A 17,097-nucleotide genomic window follows, 5' to 3' on the forward strand; every position below is an offset into this window, starting at 1 on the left:
AAAACGCTTTCGCGTTGCCATCCGGCATTTTATTGCCTGATAAAATCCCCCTCACAAACGCAACATTTGTTCATTAAGCACGTATTTACCCCACCCGTTTACCGCTTTACACTAGTCGCGGATTTTATACAGAGGTGGGAATGAACGATTACAAAATGACGCCGGGTGAGTTGCGCGCCACCTGGGGTTTAGGGACTGTATTTTCTTTGCGCATGCTTGGCATGTTTATGGTCCTGCCGGTTCTGACCACCTATGGTATGGCGCTTCAGGGTGCCAGCGAAGCCTTGATCGGCATTGCTATCGGTATTTACGGCCTGGCGCAAGCCGTTTTCCAGATCCCCTTTGGGTTACTCTCAGACCGCGTCGGGCGTAAGCCGTTAATTATCGGCGGTCTGGCCGTGTTCGTGCTGGGTAGCGTGATCGCCGCGCTGTCTGACTCCATCTGGGGGATTATTCTTGGCCGCGCGCTGCAAGGTTCTGGCGCAATCGCCGCCGCCGTCATGGCGCTGCTGTCTGACTTAACCCGCGAGCAAAACCGAACCAAAGCGATGGCGTTTATCGGCGTCAGTTTTGGTATTACCTTCGCCATTGCGATGGTGCTTGGGCCGATCGTCACCCACAAACTGGGACTGAACGCCCTGTTCTGGATGATTGCCGCACTCGCCGCGCTCGGCATCGCCCTGACCGTTTGGGTTGTCCCCAACAGCACAACCCACGTATTGAACCGTGAATCCGGCATGGTGAAAGGCAGTTTCAGCAAAGTGCTGGCCGAACCTAAGCTGTTGAAGCTTAACTTCGGCATCATGTGTCTGCATATTCTGCTGATGTCGACCTTCGTCGCCCTCCCCGGCCAGCTTGCCGCTGCCGGTTTCCCCGCCGCCGAACACTGGAAGATTTATCTGGTCACAATGCTGATCTCATTTGGCTCCGTAGTCCCGTTCATTATCTACGCCGAAGTCAAACGCCGGATGAAGCGGGTCTTTCTGCTGTGCGTCGCGTTGATACTGATTGCCGAAGTCGTGCTGTGGGGCGCAGGCGTGCACTTCTGGGGGTTAATTGCCGGGGTACAGCTGTTCTTCCTCGCTTTTAACCTGATGGAAGCCCTCCTCCCCTCGCTGATCAGCAAAGAGTCTCCTGCCGGTTATAAGGGCACTGCGATGGGCGTTTACTCCACCAGCCAGTTCCTCGGCGTCGCGATTGGCGGCTCGCTGGGCGGCTGGGTGAATGGTCTGTTCGACGGTCAGGCGGTATTTCTGGCTGGCGCATTGCTGACCGTCGTCTGGCTGGCGGTAGCAAGTACGATGAAAGAACCGCCGTATGTCAGCAGCTTACGCGTGGAAATTCCGCCGGAGATTGCCGCCGATGACGCGCTGAAACAGCGTCTGCTGGCGACTGAAGGTGTGAGTGAGGTGCTGATCGCAGAGAAAGAGCATTCCGCCTATGTGAAGATCGACAGCAAAGTGACCAACCGTTTTGAGGTTGAGCAGGCGATCAGGCTGGCGTGAGAAATGCCGGATGGCGGCTACCGCCTTATCCGGCCTACAAGACCGCATTGTCCGTAGGCCGGATAAGCGCAGCGCCATCAGGCATCACAACTTAATCGCGGAAGTTTTTGAACTGGAACGGCTGTCCCAAATCCCCGCCGCGCACCAGCGCCATGACGGATTGCAGATCGTCACGGGATTTTCCGGTCACACGGATCTCTTCCCCCTGAATTTGCGCCTGCACTTTCAGCTTGCTGTCTTTAATCAGCTTCACGATCTTCTTCTGAACCGCGCTTTCAATGCCCTGCTTCAGCTTCGCTTCCACAAACCAGGTTTTACCGCTGTGGACAAATGCTTCCGGCACATCCAGCGAACTGCCTTCAATGCCGCGCTTGAGCAGCTTCGCGCGCAGAATATCCAGCAGCTGATTCACCTGGAAATCCGATTCGCTCAGTACTTTGATGGTTTTGTTCGCGTCGTTTAATTCAAACGTGGCCTCAACGCCACGAAAATCAAAGCGTGATTCAACTTCGCGAGTCGCATTATCTACTGCGTTACGCGCTTCCTGAAGATCGACTTCAGAGACAATATCGAAAGATGGCATCTTTTCCTCTCCCTTCGTTTTTGATGCGAAGCATAATACCCGTAACGAGACATAACGAGAAGCTTAGCTGATGGCGCTATACTTAGGCCATAACACCTGGCGCTGTTGCAGGTGAGGAGGAACAATGAAAATTACCGTACTGGGATGCGGAGCCTTAGGGCAACTTTGGCTTACAGCGCTGTGCAAACATGGACATGAAGTACAGGGTTGGCTGCGCGTACCGCAACCCTATTGCAGCGTGAATCTGATAGAGACGGACGGTTCAATATTTAACGAATCCCTGACGGCGAACGATCCTGATTTTCTGGCCAACAGCGATCTGCTGCTGGTCACGCTGAAAGCCTGGCAGGTCTACGATGCCGTAAGAGGTCTGGTCGCCATTCTGCCTGAAACCACGCCGATCCTGCTGATTCACAACGGGATGGGCACAATCGAAGAGTTGCAAAACATCCCGCAGCCGTTACTGATGGGCACCACGACGCATGCCGCCAGACGCGACGGGAATGTCATCATTCATGTCGCCAACGGCACTACCCATATTGGCCCGGCGCGTGAGCAGGACGGGGATTACAGCTATCTGGCCGATATTTTGCAGGGCGTGCTGCCTGACGTCGCCTGGCACAACAACATTCGCGCAGAGATGTGGCGCAAACTGGCGGTAAACTGTGTGATTAATCCCCTTACCGCGCTATGGGACTGCCCCAACGGCGAATTACGCCACCACCCGGAAGCGGTAATGGCGATATGTCAGGAGGTCGCTGCGGTTATCGAGCGCGAAGGACACCATACGTCGGCGGATGATTTACGTTATTATGTCGATCAAGTGATTGAGAGTACGGCAGAAAATATCTCGTCTATGTTGCAGGACATGCGTGCCCTGCGTCATACCGAGATCGACTATATTACGGGTTATTTGTTAAAACGCGCCCGCGCGCATGGCATCGCCGTCCCGGAAAATGCCCGTCTGTTTGAAATGGTAAAGCGAAAGGAGAGTGAGTATGAGCGCATCGGCACTGGTATGCCTCGCCCCTGGTAGTGAAGAGACCGAAGCGGTCACCACTATCGATCTGCTGGTTCGTGGCGGTATTCAGGTCACGACCGCGAGCGTCGCCAGCGACGGAAATCTCACCATAGTCTGTTCGCGTGGCGTAAAACTGCTGGCGGATGCGCCGCTGGTCGAGGTGGCCGACGGCGATTACGACATCATTGTATTGCCTGGCGGCATTAAGGGGGCGGAGTGTTTTCGCGACAGCCCGTTGCTGGTCGAAGCCGTTAAGCAGTTCCACCGTTCCGGGCGTATTGTCGCCGCGATTTGCGCAGCGGCCGCCACGGTTCTCGTTCCGCACGATATCTTTCCCATCGGCAATATGACCGGATTCCCGGCGTTGAAAGACAACATTCCCGCCGAACAGTGGCAGGATAAACGTGTGGTGTGGGACCCGCGCGTGAAGCTGCTGACCAGCCAGGCGCCAGGAACGTCGATTGACTTCGGACTGAAAATTATCGATCTGCTGGTTGGCCGTGAAAAAGCCCATGAAGTGGCGTCACAGCTGGTGATGGCGGCGGGAATTTATAATTACTACGAATAGCGCCGGATGGCGGTGCGTAGGCCGGATAAGGCGGTTACGCCGTCATCCGGCAATACGTTGCGCCTGATAGCGCGATGCATATCAGGCCTGTAATCGTGCTAACAATTACGGACGATACACCTTCACATTCTGGAAGCCCTGCTCACGCAGATAGAGCGCCTGCAAACGGCTCATCACGCCGCGTTCACACCACAGCAGCCAGGTTTTGCTCTGGTCAAGATCGCCAAACTTCGTACTCAGCTTGTAGAACGGCAGAGAAACCACATCCACGCCTTCGATTTTCAGCGGTTTGTCATCCTGCTCATCAACGGAGCGAATATCCAGAATCACGTCGTTCGGGCCAAAGCCGCTGACGGTTTCCACTTCCACCACGTCCTGCCCGGTCTGTTGGGCGATTTCGCGAATATCGACATTGCTCGCTTCCTCAACCACTTTATCGAGAATGCTAAAGTCGAAGTGCTCTTCTTCCGCTTCAATCTTCGCCTTGATCGCTTTCACCGTCGGGCTTTTCGAGATAACGCCGCAGTATTCCGGCATCGTGCGGGCAAAATCTTCCGTACCAATCTGGCGCGCCAGATTGATGATGTGCTCTTTGTCATAAGAGATCAGCGGGCGCAGGATCAGCGTATCGGAAACGTTGTCGATAAGACGCAGGTTAGTCAGCGTCTGGCTGGAAACCTGCCCCAGCGCTTCCCCCGTCACCAGCGCCTGGACGCCGTAGCGCTCCGCCACTTTCGACGCCGCGCGCACCATCATGCGCTTCAGCACCACGCCCATCTGACCGTCATCGACTTTTTCGAGGATCTCGCCGACCACCGGTTCAAAGTTGATGGCGACAAAACGCACGCGATGCGAACTGCCAAAGCGGTTCCACAGGTAATGCGCCACCTGACGAACGCCGATTTCATGCGCCGCGCCGCCAAGGTTAAAGAAGCAGTAGTGTACGCGGCAGCCGCGACGCATCAGCATATAGCTGGAAACGCCGGAGTCAAAACCGCCGGAGATCAGCGACAGGACATCTTCCTGGGTGCCGATCGGGAAACCGCCGATACCTTCGTAACGGCCTTTAATCAGCAGCAGACGATCGTCTTCCACTTCCAGATGTACCGTCACATCCGGGTTGGTCAGCTTCACGCGCGCCGATTCAATATGCTGATTTAAACCGCCGCCGACGTAACGTTCCACCTCAATGGAGCTAAACTCATGCTTACCACGACGTTTAACGCGCACACAGAAGGTTTTGCCCTCAAGCCGATCGCGATACTGCACCAGCGCTTTCTCAAAGATATCGTGCATATCAGTGAACGGCACATCTTCGACTTCGAGAATATGGTGGATGCCCGGAATACGGGTCAGCGCGTCGCGAATCGCCAGGCGTTGATTTTCATCTTTGGCGCGAACTTCAATGTTATCCCAGTGGCGAACAACGGCGAGGGTCTCATCGTAGTGCTTTAACACGTTACGGATGTTCCCGGTCAGAATTTTTATAAAGCGCAAACGCACAGATTGGCTTTTGATAGTGATTTCCGGGAACAATTTAATGATAAACTTCATGGCGGCAATGGTTCTTAAGCAAGCATCAAGGCTTGTCGTGGAGAAAAGAGTACAGCAGCCCATACATGGAGCTGCATCCAGGCGCGGAAGTATACCACCATCATGGTCGTCCTGTGCACATTGCGCGTTATTTGATAATTGCTCTGAGTCCGTTACCATATCAGAGCTGAAAATATTGAGAGTCAGATATTCATTATGCCGAAGAAAAATGAGGCGCCCGCCAGCTTTGAAACAGCGCTGAGCGAGCTGGAACAGATTGTTACCCGTCTGGAAAGCGGCGACCTGCCGCTGGAAGAGGCGCTGAACGAATTTGAACGTGGCGTGCAGCTGGCGCGTCAGGGGCAGGCAAAGTTGCAACAGGCCGAACAGCGTGTGCAGATTCTGCTGTCTGACAATGAAGATGCATCTCCTGAGCCTTTTACACCGGATAATGAGTAAATGGATTTTTCGCAGCAGCTACAGGCCTGCGTCGAGCAGGCCAACCAGGCGCTGAGCCGTTTTATCGCACCACTGCCCTTTCAGAACACTCCCGTGGTCGAAACCATGCAGTATGGCGCATTATTAGGCGGTAAACGTCTGCGCCCGTTCCTGGTTTACGCAACGGGCAGGATGTTTGGCGTAAGCCTGTCCACGCTGGATGCTCCGGCAGCCGCCGTTGAGTGCATTCACGCTTATTCGTTGATTCATGACGATTTACCCGCGATGGACGACGACGACCTGCGTCGCGGTCTGCCGACCTGCCACGTCAAATTTGGCGAAGCGAATGCCATTCTGGCCGGAGATGCCCTGCAAACGCTGGCGTTTTCTATCATTAGCGATGCCCCGATGCCGGAAGTGGCCGACCGCGACCGCATTGCTATGATTTCTGAACTGGCGAACGCCAGCGGCATCGCCGGAATGTGCGGTGGCCAGGCGTTGGATCTTGATGCCGAAGGGAAACAGGTGCCGCTGGAGGCGCTGGAGCGTATCCATCGTCATAAAACGGGCGCGCTGATTCGCGCTGCGGTTCGTCTTGGCGCGCTAAGTGCCGGAGAAAACGGACGAAACGCCTTGCCGATACTCGATAAGTACGCAGAAAGTATCGGCCTTGCCTTCCAGGTCCAGGATGACATTCTGGATGTGGTGGGCGATACTGCAACGTTGGGTAAACGTCAGGGTGCTGACCAGCAACTTGGCAAAAGTACCTACCCTGCACTTCTGGGCCTTGAGCAAGCCCGGAATAAAGCCCGGGATCTGATCGAAGACGCCCGCCAGTCGTTAACGCAGCTGGCAGGCCTCTCACTCGATACCTCGGCACTGGAAGCGCTAGCGGACTACATAATCCAGCGTGATAAATAAACAAACAACAAGTCTTACTTAATAGGCCTCTGATGAGTTTTGATATAGCCAAATACCCGACCCTGGCACTGGTCGACTCCACTTCGGAGTTACGCCTGCTACCAAAAGAGAGTCTGCCGAAACTCTGCGACGAACTGCGCCGCTATTTACTCGACAGCGTCAGTCGTTCCAGCGGACATTTCGCCTCCGGGCTGGGCACGGTGGAGCTCACCGTGGCGCTGCACTATGTCTATAACACCCCGTTTGACCAGTTAATCTGGGACGTGGGGCATCAGGCTTATCCGCACAAAATTCTCACCGGGCGTCGGGATAAAATAGGCACCATTCGCCAGAAAGGCGGTTTGCACCCCTTCCCGTGGCGCGGTGAAAGCGAATACGACGTACTGAGCGTCGGCCACTCCTCTACCTCCATTAGCGCAGGCATTGGCATTGCGGTCGCCGCAGAAAAAGAAGGCAAAGACCGCCGCACCGTTTGCGTCATTGGTGACGGGGCGATCACCGCCGGGATGGCGTTCGAAGCGATGAACCACGCGGGCGATATCAAGCCGGACATGCTGGTCATTCTCAACGACAACGAAATGTCGATCTCGGAAAACGTCGGCGCGCTGAACAACCACCTGGCGCAGCTGCTTTCCGGCAAGCTCTACTCGTCCCTGCGTGAAGGCGGGAAGAAAGTGTTCTCCGGCGTGCCGCCAATCAAAGAGCTACTCAAACGTACCGAAGAACATATCAAAGGCATGGTCGTGCCAGGCACGCTGTTTGAAGAGCTGGGCTTTAACTATATCGGCCCGGTCGATGGTCACGACGTGCTGGGGCTGATTACCACGCTGAAGAACATGCGCGATCTGAAAGGCCCGCAGTTCCTGCATATCATGACCAAAAAAGGTCGTGGCTATGAACCGGCGGAAAAAGATCCAATCACCTTCCACGCGGTGCCAAAATTCGATCCGTCCAGCGGCTGCCTGCCAAAAAGCAGCGGCGGCCTGCCGAGCTATTCAAAGATCTTTGGCGACTGGCTGTGCGAAACCGCCGCCAAAGACAGCAAGCTGATGGCGATCACCCCGGCAATGCGCGAAGGTTCCGGCATGGTGGAGTTTTCACGTAAATTCCCCGACCGTTACTTTGACGTGGCGATTGCCGAGCAGCATGCAGTGACCTTTGCCGCCGGTCTGGCGATCGGTGGTTATAAGCCGATCGTGGCGATCTACTCCACCTTCCTGCAACGCGCCTACGATCAGGTGCTGCATGACGTCGCGATCCAAAAACTGCCGGTGATGTTTGCTATCGACCGCGCCGGTATCGTCGGCGCTGACGGGCAAACGCACCAGGGTGCATTCGATCTTTCTTACCTGCGCTGCATCCCGGAAATGGTCATTATGACGCCGGGCGATGAAAACGAGTGCCGCCAGATGCTGTACACCGGCTATCACTATAATGATGGCCCAACGGCAGTGCGTTATCCGCGTGGCAACGCCGTTGGCGTGGAACTGACGCCGCTGGAAAAACTGCCGATCGGCAAAGGACTCGTCAAACGTCAGGGGGAAAAACTGGCGATTCTGAACTTTGGTACGCTACTGCCGGAAGCGGCAAAAGTCGCCGAATCCCTGAACGCGACCTTAGTCGATATGCGCTTTGTGAAGCCGCTGGATGAAACGTTGATTCTGGAGATGGCTGAACGTCACGAAGCGCTGATCACGCTTGAAGAGAACGCCATTATGGGCGGCGCAGGCAGCGGCGTTAACGAAGTGCTGATGGCGCATCGTAAAGTCGTTCCGGTACTGAATATCGGCCTGCCGGACTTCTTTATCCCGCAGGGTACACAGGACGAGGCCCGCGCGGAACTCGGTCTGGATGCCGCCGGAATTGAGGCCAAAATCAAGGACTGGCTGGCATAATCCCCTCCTCGCTCCTGCTATGCTTAATCAATAACGGGTATAACAGGAGCGGAACAATGCAATACAACACCTTAGGAAAAACAGATCTACGGGTTTCTCGCCTTTGTCTGGGCTGCATGACGTTCGGTGAACCGGATCGCGGCAATCACGCCTGGACGCTACCGGAAGAAAGCAGCCGCCCCATCATTAAGCGCGCGCTTGAAGGCGGTATTAACTTTTTTGATACCGCCAATAGCTATTCCGCAGGCAGCAGCGAAGAGATTGTGGGTCGCGCGCTGCGTGATTTCGCCCGCCGCGAAGAAGTGGTGGTCGCCACCAAAGTTTTTCATCGCGTCGGCGACCTGCCAGAAGGATTATCCCGCGCGCAAATCCTGCGTTCCATTGATGACAGCCTGAAACGTCTGGGTATGGACTATGTGGATATCCTGCAAATTCACCGCTGGGATTACAACACGCCGATAGAAGAGACGCTGGAAGCGCTGAATGATGTGGTGAAGGCCGGTAAGGCGCGCTATATCGGCGCCTCCTCCATGCACGCCGCGCAGTTTGCCCAGGCGCTGGCGCTGCAAAAACAGCACGGCTGGGCGCAGTTTGTCAGTATGCAGGATCATTACAATCTCATCTATCGCGAAGAAGAGCGCGAGATGCTGCCGCTGTGCTATCACGAAGGGATCGCGGTGATTCCGTGGAGCCCACTGGCACGAGGACGACTGACGCGCCCGTGGGGAGAAGCCACCGCACGTTCGGTATCCGATGAGTTCGGCAAGACGCTGTACAGCGAGAGCGATGAGAATGACGCACGGATTGCAGAGCGTCTGACGGGCGTCAGTGAGGATCTTGGCGCAACGCGTGCGCAGGTGGCGCTGGCATGGCTATTGAGTAAACCAGGCATCGCTGCGCCGATTATCGGTACATCGCGGGAAGAACAGCTGGATGAGTTGCTCGGCGCGGTGGATTTGACGTTGAAGCCAGAGCAGATTGCCGAGCTGGAAACGCCATATAAACAGCATCCGGTGGTCGGGTTTAAATAATATTGCCCGATGAGCATGTAGGCCGGATAAGGCATGTATGCCGCCATCCGGCCATACCACGCCTGATGGCGCTAGGCTTATCGGGCCTACGATTTAAAACAACCCGATGGGCCAATGGTGCCCGATGAAATAAAGCAGACCGGCGGAAATAACCCCTGCGACGATATCGTCAACCATTATTCCCATTCCGCCGTGTACGTTACGGTCGAACCAGCGAATCGGCCAAGGTTTCCACATATCCAGAATACGGAAAATCACAAATCCGGCGGCAACCCACTGCCAGTCCATCGTAGGGAGCGCCATCAGGGTGATCCACATCCCGATAAACTCATCCCAGACAATGCTACCGTGATCGTGAACGCCCATATCCTTCGCCGTTCGGTGGCAAAGATAAACGCCAATACAGATCCCCAACATTACCACCAGCGAGTAGAGCTGCCAGGGCAGAAATGTCATCAGATACCAGAATGGGATCGCCGCTAACGACCCCATTGTTCCCGGAATAATCGGGCTGAGGCCGCTGCCAAACCCGGTAGCCAGCAAGTGCCACGGGTTACGCAGGCTCAGCCGACTTTTGGCAACATCTTTATGGCGTGGCAAAATGGTCATATCCTTTCCAGTCAAAAGTGACAGGCTTTCCGTCACGCATGAAGCTGATGCCTTCCACATCCGCACTCATTTGTCCGATGCAGGTAAACGGTACGCCAAGATTCCCCAGCGCCACATCCAGCGCGCCACGGTTCAACTCCGGTACAGTGAAGCATAATTCATAATCTTCACCGCCCGAAAGCGCCCAGCGCAGCGCCTGCCCGGGATCAACATGACGGGTAACCGCCTCAGAATACCGCAGCGCATCCACATCCACCCGCGCGCCACAGCCGCTGGCGTTAACGATATGCCGCAAATCAGAAATCAGGCCATCGGAAAGATCGATCGCCGCATTCGCCAGGTCGCGCAGGGCTTGCCCCTGCAAAATACGCGGCGTCGGGCGCAGGTGCCGCTTAATCAAGTAGTCTGCGTCTTTCGCATCCGCCACCTGTAAGCGATGTTGTAAAATCGCCAGCCCAGCGGCGCTGTCCCCCGGCGTGCCGGTGATGTAAATCCTGTCGCCAGGTTTTGCCCCGGAACGCTTGAGCGCGCGTCCCACGGGCACATAGCCATGAATACCCAGCGTCATCGACAGCGGCCCACGCGTGGTGTCGCCGCCAATCAGCTGCATATCGTAGTAATTCAGCAGGTCAAACAGGCTGTCGCTAAACGCTTCCAGCCACGCTTCGTCAACGTCCGGCAGAGTCAGGGCCAGCGTCAGCCAGGCCGGATCGGCCCCCATCGCCGCCAGATCGCTTAAGTTAACCGCCAGCGCTTTCCAGGCCAGATCGGCAGGATCGATATCAGTCAGGAAATGGTTGCCCGCCACCAGCGTATCGGTACTGATCGCCAGCGTCTGTTTTTCAGGAATATTCAGGAGAGCGCAATCGTCACCGATACCGGTTTCGACGTCGAGACGAGAGCTTCTAACACGGTCAAAATAACGGGCAATCAGGGAGAACTCGCCGCATGCCATACGTTATGCCTCAGCAGAAAAAAAGAAAAGGCCGGAGATAGCGGGAATACATCCCGCCACCAGCCGACCTGGAGATTACTTTTTGTTGGGGCGAATCACAGGTGCTGCTTTGTCCAGTACGCCGTTGACGAACTTGTGGCTGTCTTCGGCGCCGAAGGTCTTCGCCAGTTCAATCGCTTCGTTGATGGCCACTTTATATGGCACATCGCTACGTTTAGACAGTTCAAACAGCGCAATACGCAGCACAGCTTTTTCTACCTGACCCAGCTCTTCCAGCAGACGAGACAGGTACGGTTTCATCAATCCGTCCAGGTACGCGCTGTTAGTCGCCACCCCGGACAGCAGTTCACGGAAATACAGAACGTCGACATCTTTTACGTCCTGTTCCGCCAGGAACTGGTATTCAACATCAGCGATGTCGTTCTGGGACAACTGCCAGGAGTAGAGCGCCTGAACGGCACACTCACGAGCGCGGCGACGAGCAGCAGGTTTCACGGATTTCCCCTTACAAAAATCAGGCCTTGATGGCTTTCAATACATTAATCATTTCAAGCGCGGTCAGTGCGGCTTCCGCACCTTTGTTGCCAGCTTTAGTGCCAGCACGTTCGATGGCTTGTTCAATACTTTCAGTGGTCAGAACACCAAAGGCTACCGGGATTTCGCTGTCCTGGGCGACGTGCGCCAGGCCGTTGCTTGCACCGCCAGCCACATATTCAAAGTGCGCGGTACCGCCACGAATCACTGTACCCAGCGCAATCACCGCGTCATATTTACCGGTTTTTGCCAATGCGCCAGCCGCCAGCGGCAGTTCATACGCGCCAGGAACCCAAACCACGGTAATATTTTCATCTTTTACCTGACCAATACGCTTCAGGGCGTCAATCGCGCCTTCCAGCAGGCTGTCATTGATAAAATTGTTGAAACGCGCAATGGTGATGGCGACGCGAGCGTCCGGGGTAGCAACGTTAGCTTCAATAATGTTCATATTCTTCCTTCGGGTTCGATATGGCCCCGCAGGGGGGCGGATTTTATCATAATACTCGACGCGCCGCTTCTCTATTTCGAAGCCTTTACGTGGGAATCAAATGCAGGCAAACATCCGGGCCTACATGGCGTATCTCGTTGAATTTAAAATGGGGTGCCTCGCTCAGTTTCTCAAGCCCCGGCAGCACACATAATCCTCGCGCATCACTTCCTAACAGTTTAGGCGCAACATAGACGATAAGCTCGTCCACCACGCCCGCCTGCAACAACGCGCCCGCAAGCACCGGCCCGGCCTCCACCCAGATGCTGTTAATCTGCTGTTTACCCAACAGCATCATCAGCACCACCAGATCCAGATGACCGTTATGCTCCGGCACCCGCAGGCTGCGAACCGTCTCAGGCCAGATGCGGGAATCGTCCTGTGTGCGGGCAAACCAGGTTTCTCCCGGCTGCTGCACAATACGGTGCTCCGGCGTCACGCGGTTTTGGCTGTCGAGGACAATGCGAATCGGCTGACGCAGGTTTTCCTGCGGATAGAGAGTCTGGGTTGAGGCATCCAGTTCAGGCCACCGAACCGTTAACGCCGGGTCGTCGGCCAGCACCGTCGCGCTGCTGGTCAGAATCGCATGGCTTTGCGCCCGTAAACGCTGCACATCGCGCCGCGCCTGCGGGGAGGTAATCCACTGACTTTCACCGCTGGCCATCGCCGTGCGGCCATCCAGCGATGCGCCGAGCTTGAGCTGCACATACGGGAAGCCGGTGCGCATCCGCTTGAGGAAACCTTTGTTCAGCTGTTCCGTTTCGCTCATCATCAGCCCGTGGCTGACGTCGATCCCCGCCTGCTGCAAACGGTACAGCCCACGTCCCGCGACCTGCGGATTGGGGTCCTGCATCGCCGCAACGACCCGCGCCACGCCAGCGGCAATCAACGCATCGCAGCACGGCGGCGTACGGCCATGATGGCTGCACGGTTCAAGCGTGACATACGCGGTCGCGCCTTTGGCTTTGTCTCCCGCCATACGCAGCGCATGAACTTCAGCATGCGGTTCACCCGCGCGATGATGGTAGCCTTCGCCAACGATTTCGCCATCTTTGACGATCACACAGCCTACATTCGGGTTCGGGTGCGTGGTGAAACGCCCGCGCTGCGCCAGCTTCAGCGCACGCGCCATGTAAAACTCATCCAGCATGGCTTAATCCTGTAGGCGAGCAATCTCTTCGCCGAATTCTTTGATGTCTTCGAAACTCCGATAGACGGAGGCAAAGCGGATGTAAGCCACTTTATCGAGCTTTTTCAGTTGCTCCATCACCAGGTTGCCAATCATTTTGCTGGGAACTTCGCGTTCCCCGGTGGCTCGCAATTGTGATTTGATGTGATTCAACGCCATTTCGACGTCATCAGAGCTGACAGGGCGTTTTTCCAGCGCTCTTAGCATACCGCTGCGCAACTTCTCTTCGTTGAAAGGTTCACGCACATCGTTACTTTTCACTACGCGCGGCATAACAAGCTCTGCCACTTCAAAGGTAGTGAAACGTTCATTACAGACCAGACACTGCCGACGGCGGCGTACGGAAGAGCCCTCACCCACGAGACGAGAGTCAATAACCTTAGTGTCTACGGCGAAACAGAATGGGCAATGCATACGGCGTCCTGACCAGGTGGTTAACAGAAATCTATTTTACCCTGAACTGGCGCGACAACAAAGGCGGAGCACTTTTGAGACAAAGGATCGATACCTTACACCCCTTTGCGATCTACCATTAGGGTATCGCGACCATGAAGGAAATAATCTACATGACAAGACGTTACCTAAGAATTCTCCTGGTGGGAAGCCTCTTTAGCCTGAGCGCCTGCGCGCAGCAGAGCGAAGTTCGCCAGATGAACCAAAGCGTCAGCACGCTGAATACGGAAATGGCGCAGTTAAACCAGGAAACCGTGAAGATTACTCAGCAAAATATGTTGAATGCGAAATCCACCAGCGGGGTCTATCTGCTGCCGGGTTCAAAAACGCCTGCCCGTCTGAACAGTCAGATCGGTACGCTGCGTATGTCCCTGGTGAATATTGCGCCCAATGCCGACGGCACACGCGTGACGCTGCGCATTCAGGGTGAGTCCAACGATCCGTTACCGGCGTTTAGCGGTACTGTCGAATACGGGCAGATTCAGGGCACCACGGATAACTATCAGGAAGTGAATGTCCAGAATCAACTGATTAACGCCCCGGCCAGCATCCTGGCGCCGAGCGATGTGGACATCCCGTTACAATTAAACGGATTGACGCCCGACCAGTTAGGTTTTGTCCGCGTTCACGATATCCAGCCTGTTAATCAATAAACCTCCGGCGGAGCGTTTTGTGCGTTCCGCAACATCCCTCCCCGGCTTTTTGTTACTCCCCTGACATCACCGCAATTTTTGCTAAAAGTTGGCAACATTCATGAAAGTCAGTACAATCGCCGCGCTTAAAGTACGCAAACGTGAACGCAATCGATTACGTAGATGATAGATCTGTGAAACAAGACATATTTTTGTGAGCAATGATTTCTATAATAGGCTCCGCAGAAACACGAAATATTTAGAAACGCAAATTGCGCCTTTTTCATTCCCTTCAAGGGATTTCAAACAGTGGCATACAATATGAAAAAAACATTACTTGCAGCCGGTGCAGTGCTGGCGCTCTCATCGTCCTTTACTGTTAACGCAGCAGAAAATGACAAACCGCAATACCTTTCAGACTGGTGGCACCAGAGCGTTAACGTCGTAGGCAGCTACCATACCCGTTTCGGACCGCAGCTCCGTAACGATACCTATCTGGAATATGAAGCATTCGCGAAAAAAGACTGGTTCGATTTCTACGGCTATATGGATGCGCCGGTATTCTTCGGCGGTAACACCAACGCGAAGGGTATCTGGAACCACGGTTCCCCGCTGTTCATGGAAATTGAACCGCGTTTCTCTATCGACAAACTGACCGGAGCCGACCTGAGCTTTGGCCCGTTCAAAGAGTGGTATTTCGCTAACAACTACATCTATGACATGGGTCGTAACAAGTCTGGCCGTCAGAGCACCTGGTACATGGGTCTGGGTACTGACATCGAAACCGGTCTGCCGATGAGCCTGTCTCTGAACGTCTATGCGAAGTACCAGTGGCAGAACTACCTGGCTGATAACGAAAACGAGTGGGACGGCTACCGTTTCAAAGTGAAATACTTCGTGCCACTCACCGAGCTGTGGGGCGGCAACCTGAGCTACATCGGTTTCACTAACTTTGACTGGGGCTCCGATCTGGGAGACTCTCAGTACCGTACCAGCAACTCTATCGCATCCAGCCACATCCTGGCGCTGAACTACGATCACTGGCACTACTCTGTGGTGGCTCGTTACTTCCATAACGGCGGACAGTGGGAAAACGGCGCTCAGCCGGTATGGCAATCCGAAACGGTTAAAGCTACCGGTTGGGGTGGCTACCTGGTTGTCGGTTACAACTTCTAAGCGGTTTATTTGCCGCCCGGCCAGTACAACGCCGGGCACAGAAAGAGCACCGAACGCGCAACGCGCCGGTGCTTTTTTTATTTCTTCTGATCCATCATCGCTTTCAAATTAGCGAAAGGGTTATGCATCGCAGCACCGACATCTTTCTGCGCATCCTCCCCGGCAATAACGGTTGAGCCATACTGATCGGCTTCGGTATATTTCGAATGCTCATGATCGTGACAGTACAGACACAGCAACTCCCAGTTACTGCCGTCTTCCGGGTTATTGGTATGGTCGTGATCGATATGATGGACGGTTAATTCGCGCAGGTTAGAGTAAACAAATTCGCGAGAGCATCGCCCGCATACCCACGGAAATAATTTGAGCGCCTTTTCACGATAGCCGTTTTCCAGCCGCGTATAGTTTTTAGGGATAATCGCCATAGTGACTCTGTATCTGCGTTGAATGTAGGGTTATTAGCAAGTTTAACACTCTGCGTACCCCATTGCCCGTGAAGGATGCAGAAGCCCGCTTAACCGCAGGCTTTTTTAGCGATAAAAAAATCCCGGCCATGCGACCGGGATTCCAGTAATAACGTGACTGCGTGATTAAGGCAGAATAGACGGCTGATCCGCCCCTTCTTTCTCAACTTTCTGCTGCAACATATGCTCGCGCTTCATGCCCAGCTTCAGCGCCAGCGCCGAGGCCACGTAGATCGACGATGCCGTACCGATAGAAACACCGATCAGCATGGTCAGAGAGAAGCCTTCCAGTACCGGCCCGCCGAAGAGGTACAGCATCAGAATCACCACTAACGTCGTCCCGGAGGTGATCAACGTACGGTGCAGCGTCTGGGTCAACGACACGTTAAAGATTTCGTAAGGCGTCCCGCGACGAATTTTGCGGAAGTTTTCACGAATACGGTCAGATACCACGATACTGTCGTTCAGCGAGTAACCGATAACCGACATCAACGATGCAACGATCGTCAGGTCGATCTCAATATGGAACAACGACAGAATCCCTAAGGTGATAATCACGTCGTGCGCCAGCGCGATAACCACCCCCGCCGCCAGTCGCCACTCAAAGCGGAAACCGACATAAATGAGGATAGAGATCAGCGCGACAATCAGCGCCATCGCACCGGTTTGCGCCAGATCGGCGCCCACGCTCGGACCGACAAACTCAATACGCTTCACGGCAGCGTTCTGGCTGGTGGCTTCGTTAATGACACTCAGCACCTTGCTACCCAGCACCTGACCACCGTCTTCACCTTCCGTCGGCGGCATACGCACCATAATGTCGTGGCTGCTACCGAAGTTCTGCAACAGCGGCTCGGCAAAGCCCGCTTTTTCCAGCGCATCGCGCATCACGTCCATTTCGGCCGGTTTTTCCAGCGTGATTTCGATAACCGTACCACCGGTAAAATCGAGACCCCAGTTAAAACCGCGCACGCCCATCACCACGATGGCCGCAATCAGCAGGAAACCAGAGATGCCGAAAGCCCAGTAGTCCCAGCGCATAAAGTCATAGACTTTACGGCCGTGGTTCAATTGTTCAACAGTATATTCCTGTGCCACAT

General features: G+C 54.8%; 19 protein-coding genes. 9 read left to right on the forward strand and 10 right to left on the reverse strand.

The annotated features are described in order from the left end of the window. Positions 1-140 precede the first annotated feature (140 nt). The gene (locus OGY62_RS05250; protein ID WP_115626434.1) at positions 141-1,505 is read left to right on the forward strand and encodes an MFS transporter; all 1,365 of its coding nucleotides are present in this window, start codon (positions 141-143) and stop codon (positions 1,503-1,505) included. Positions 1,506-1,596: 91 nt separating this feature from the next. Here the strand turns inward: OGY62_RS05250 and OGY62_RS05255 are convergent, their stop codons facing one another. Then, a complete protein-coding gene (locus OGY62_RS05255; RefSeq protein WP_012133556.1) occupies positions 1,597-2,088 on the reverse strand; it encodes a YajQ family cyclic di-GMP-binding protein in 492 nt (163 codons plus the stop codon). Between the two features lie 124 nt (positions 2,089-2,212). Here OGY62_RS05255 and panE point away from each other — a divergent pair, with 124 nt between their 5' ends. Together panE and yajL are read left to right on the forward strand one after the other, a co-directional pair. Continuing rightward, positions 2,213-3,124, forward strand: coding sequence for a 2-dehydropantoate 2-reductase (gene panE / locus OGY62_RS05260; RefSeq protein ID WP_012133557.1), 912 nt, complete (start codon positions 2,213-2,215; stop codon positions 3,122-3,124). Continuing rightward, complete coding sequence (gene yajL / locus OGY62_RS05265; RefSeq protein WP_286459285.1) at positions 3,087-3,677, forward strand: protein deglycase YajL; 591 nt, start codon at positions 3,087-3,089, stop codon at positions 3,675-3,677. The genes panE and yajL overlap by 38 nt, the downstream gene beginning before the upstream one ends. 105 nt (positions 3,678-3,782) lie before the next feature. On the opposite strand, the gene thiI is transcribed toward yajL, so the two are convergent. Then, positions 3,783-5,231 carry a tRNA uracil 4-sulfurtransferase ThiI gene (thiI, locus tag OGY62_RS05270; protein WP_049008398.1) on the reverse strand — a complete coding sequence of 483 codons (1,449 nt, stop codon included), beginning with the start codon at positions 5,229-5,231 and terminating at the stop codon, positions 3,783-3,785. Between the two features lie 195 nt (positions 5,232-5,426). Here thiI and xseB point away from each other — a divergent pair, with 195 nt between their 5' ends. Genes xseB through yajO form a run of 4 tightly spaced genes read left to right on the forward strand, consistent with a single transcriptional unit; the run spans position 5,427 to position 9,495 of the window. Next, positions 5,427-5,669, forward strand: coding sequence for an exodeoxyribonuclease VII small subunit (xseB, locus tag OGY62_RS05275; protein WP_012133560.1), 243 nt, complete (start codon positions 5,427-5,429; stop codon positions 5,667-5,669). Then, positions 5,670-6,569, forward strand: a complete 900-nt coding sequence (ispA, locus tag OGY62_RS05280) for a (2E,6E)-farnesyl diphosphate synthase (protein ID WP_286459286.1) — start codon at positions 5,670-5,672, stop codon at positions 6,567-6,569. 32 nt (positions 6,570-6,601) lie between these two features. Continuing rightward, the gene (gene dxs / locus OGY62_RS05285; protein WP_112002118.1) at positions 6,602-8,464 is read left to right on the forward strand and encodes a 1-deoxy-D-xylulose-5-phosphate synthase; all 1,863 of its coding nucleotides are present in this window, start codon (positions 6,602-6,604) and stop codon (positions 8,462-8,464) included. Between the two features lie 56 nt (positions 8,465-8,520). Further along, positions 8,521-9,495: a 1-deoxyxylulose-5-phosphate synthase YajO gene (yajO, locus tag OGY62_RS05290; protein WP_104868998.1), complete on the forward strand. Its 975-nt coding sequence runs from the start codon at positions 8,521-8,523 to the stop codon at positions 9,493-9,495. Positions 9,496-9,588: 93 nt separating this feature from the next. Here the strand turns inward: yajO and pgpA are convergent, their stop codons facing one another. From pgpA to nrdR, 6 genes are all read right to left on the reverse strand, one after another. After that, positions 9,589-10,104 (reverse strand): phosphatidylglycerophosphatase A, encoded by a 516-nt coding sequence (pgpA, locus tag OGY62_RS05295; RefSeq protein ID WP_012133564.1) that lies wholly within the window; start codon positions 10,102-10,104, stop codon positions 9,589-9,591. Continuing rightward, complete coding sequence (gene thiL / locus OGY62_RS05300) at positions 10,082-11,059, reverse strand: thiamine-phosphate kinase (protein ID WP_012133565.1); 978 nt, start codon at positions 11,057-11,059, stop codon at positions 10,082-10,084. The genes pgpA and thiL overlap by 23 nt, the downstream gene beginning before the upstream one ends. A 75-nt stretch (positions 11,060-11,134) precedes the next feature. Then, complete coding sequence (nusB, locus tag OGY62_RS05305; RefSeq protein WP_000801129.1) at positions 11,135-11,554, reverse strand: transcription antitermination factor NusB; 420 nt, start codon at positions 11,552-11,554, stop codon at positions 11,135-11,137. 19 nt (positions 11,555-11,573) lie between these two features. Further along, positions 11,574-12,044: a 6,7-dimethyl-8-ribityllumazine synthase gene (gene ribH, locus OGY62_RS05310; RefSeq protein ID WP_001021161.1), complete on the reverse strand. Its 471-nt coding sequence runs from the start codon at positions 12,042-12,044 to the stop codon at positions 11,574-11,576. Between the two features lie 85 nt (positions 12,045-12,129). Further along, positions 12,130-13,233 (reverse strand): bifunctional diaminohydroxyphosphoribosylaminopyrimidine deaminase/5-amino-6-(5-phosphoribosylamino)uracil reductase RibD, encoded by a 1,104-nt coding sequence (gene ribD, locus OGY62_RS05315; protein ID WP_286459288.1) that lies wholly within the window; start codon positions 13,231-13,233, stop codon positions 12,130-12,132. Positions 13,234-13,236: 3 nt separating this feature from the next. Continuing rightward, positions 13,237-13,686 (reverse strand): transcriptional regulator NrdR, encoded by a 450-nt coding sequence (gene nrdR, locus OGY62_RS05320; RefSeq protein ID WP_012904816.1) that lies wholly within the window; start codon positions 13,684-13,686, stop codon positions 13,237-13,239. Between the two features lie 152 nt (positions 13,687-13,838). Here nrdR and OGY62_RS05325 point away from each other — a divergent pair, with 152 nt between their 5' ends. Then, a complete protein-coding gene (locus OGY62_RS05325) occupies positions 13,839-14,378 on the forward strand; it encodes a SadB/YajI family lipoprotein (RefSeq protein WP_024130597.1) in 540 nt (179 codons plus the stop codon). Between the two features lie 300 nt (positions 14,379-14,678). After that, positions 14,679-15,533 (forward strand): nucleoside-specific channel-forming protein Tsx, encoded by an 855-nt coding sequence (locus OGY62_RS05330; protein ID WP_012133569.1) that lies wholly within the window; start codon positions 14,679-14,681, stop codon positions 15,531-15,533. Positions 15,534-15,610: 77 nt separating this feature from the next. Here the strand turns inward: OGY62_RS05330 and yajD are convergent, their stop codons facing one another. Beyond that, the gene (gene yajD, locus OGY62_RS05335; RefSeq protein ID WP_047458501.1) at positions 15,611-15,958 is read right to left on the reverse strand and encodes an HNH nuclease YajD; all 348 of its coding nucleotides are present in this window, start codon (positions 15,956-15,958) and stop codon (positions 15,611-15,613) included. A 165-nt stretch (positions 15,959-16,123) separates the two neighbouring features. Continuing rightward, positions 16,124-17,095, reverse strand: a complete 972-nt coding sequence (gene secF / locus OGY62_RS05340) for a protein translocase subunit SecF (RefSeq protein ID WP_024130598.1) — start codon at positions 17,093-17,095, stop codon at positions 16,124-16,126. Positions 17,096-17,097 lie beyond the last annotated feature (2 nt).

Origin of the sequence: Citrobacter sp. CK198, assembly GCF_030333295.1 — a bacterium.
GTDB classification, from domain to species: domain Bacteria; phylum Pseudomonadota; class Gammaproteobacteria; order Enterobacterales; family Enterobacteriaceae; genus Citrobacter_B; species Citrobacter_B koseri.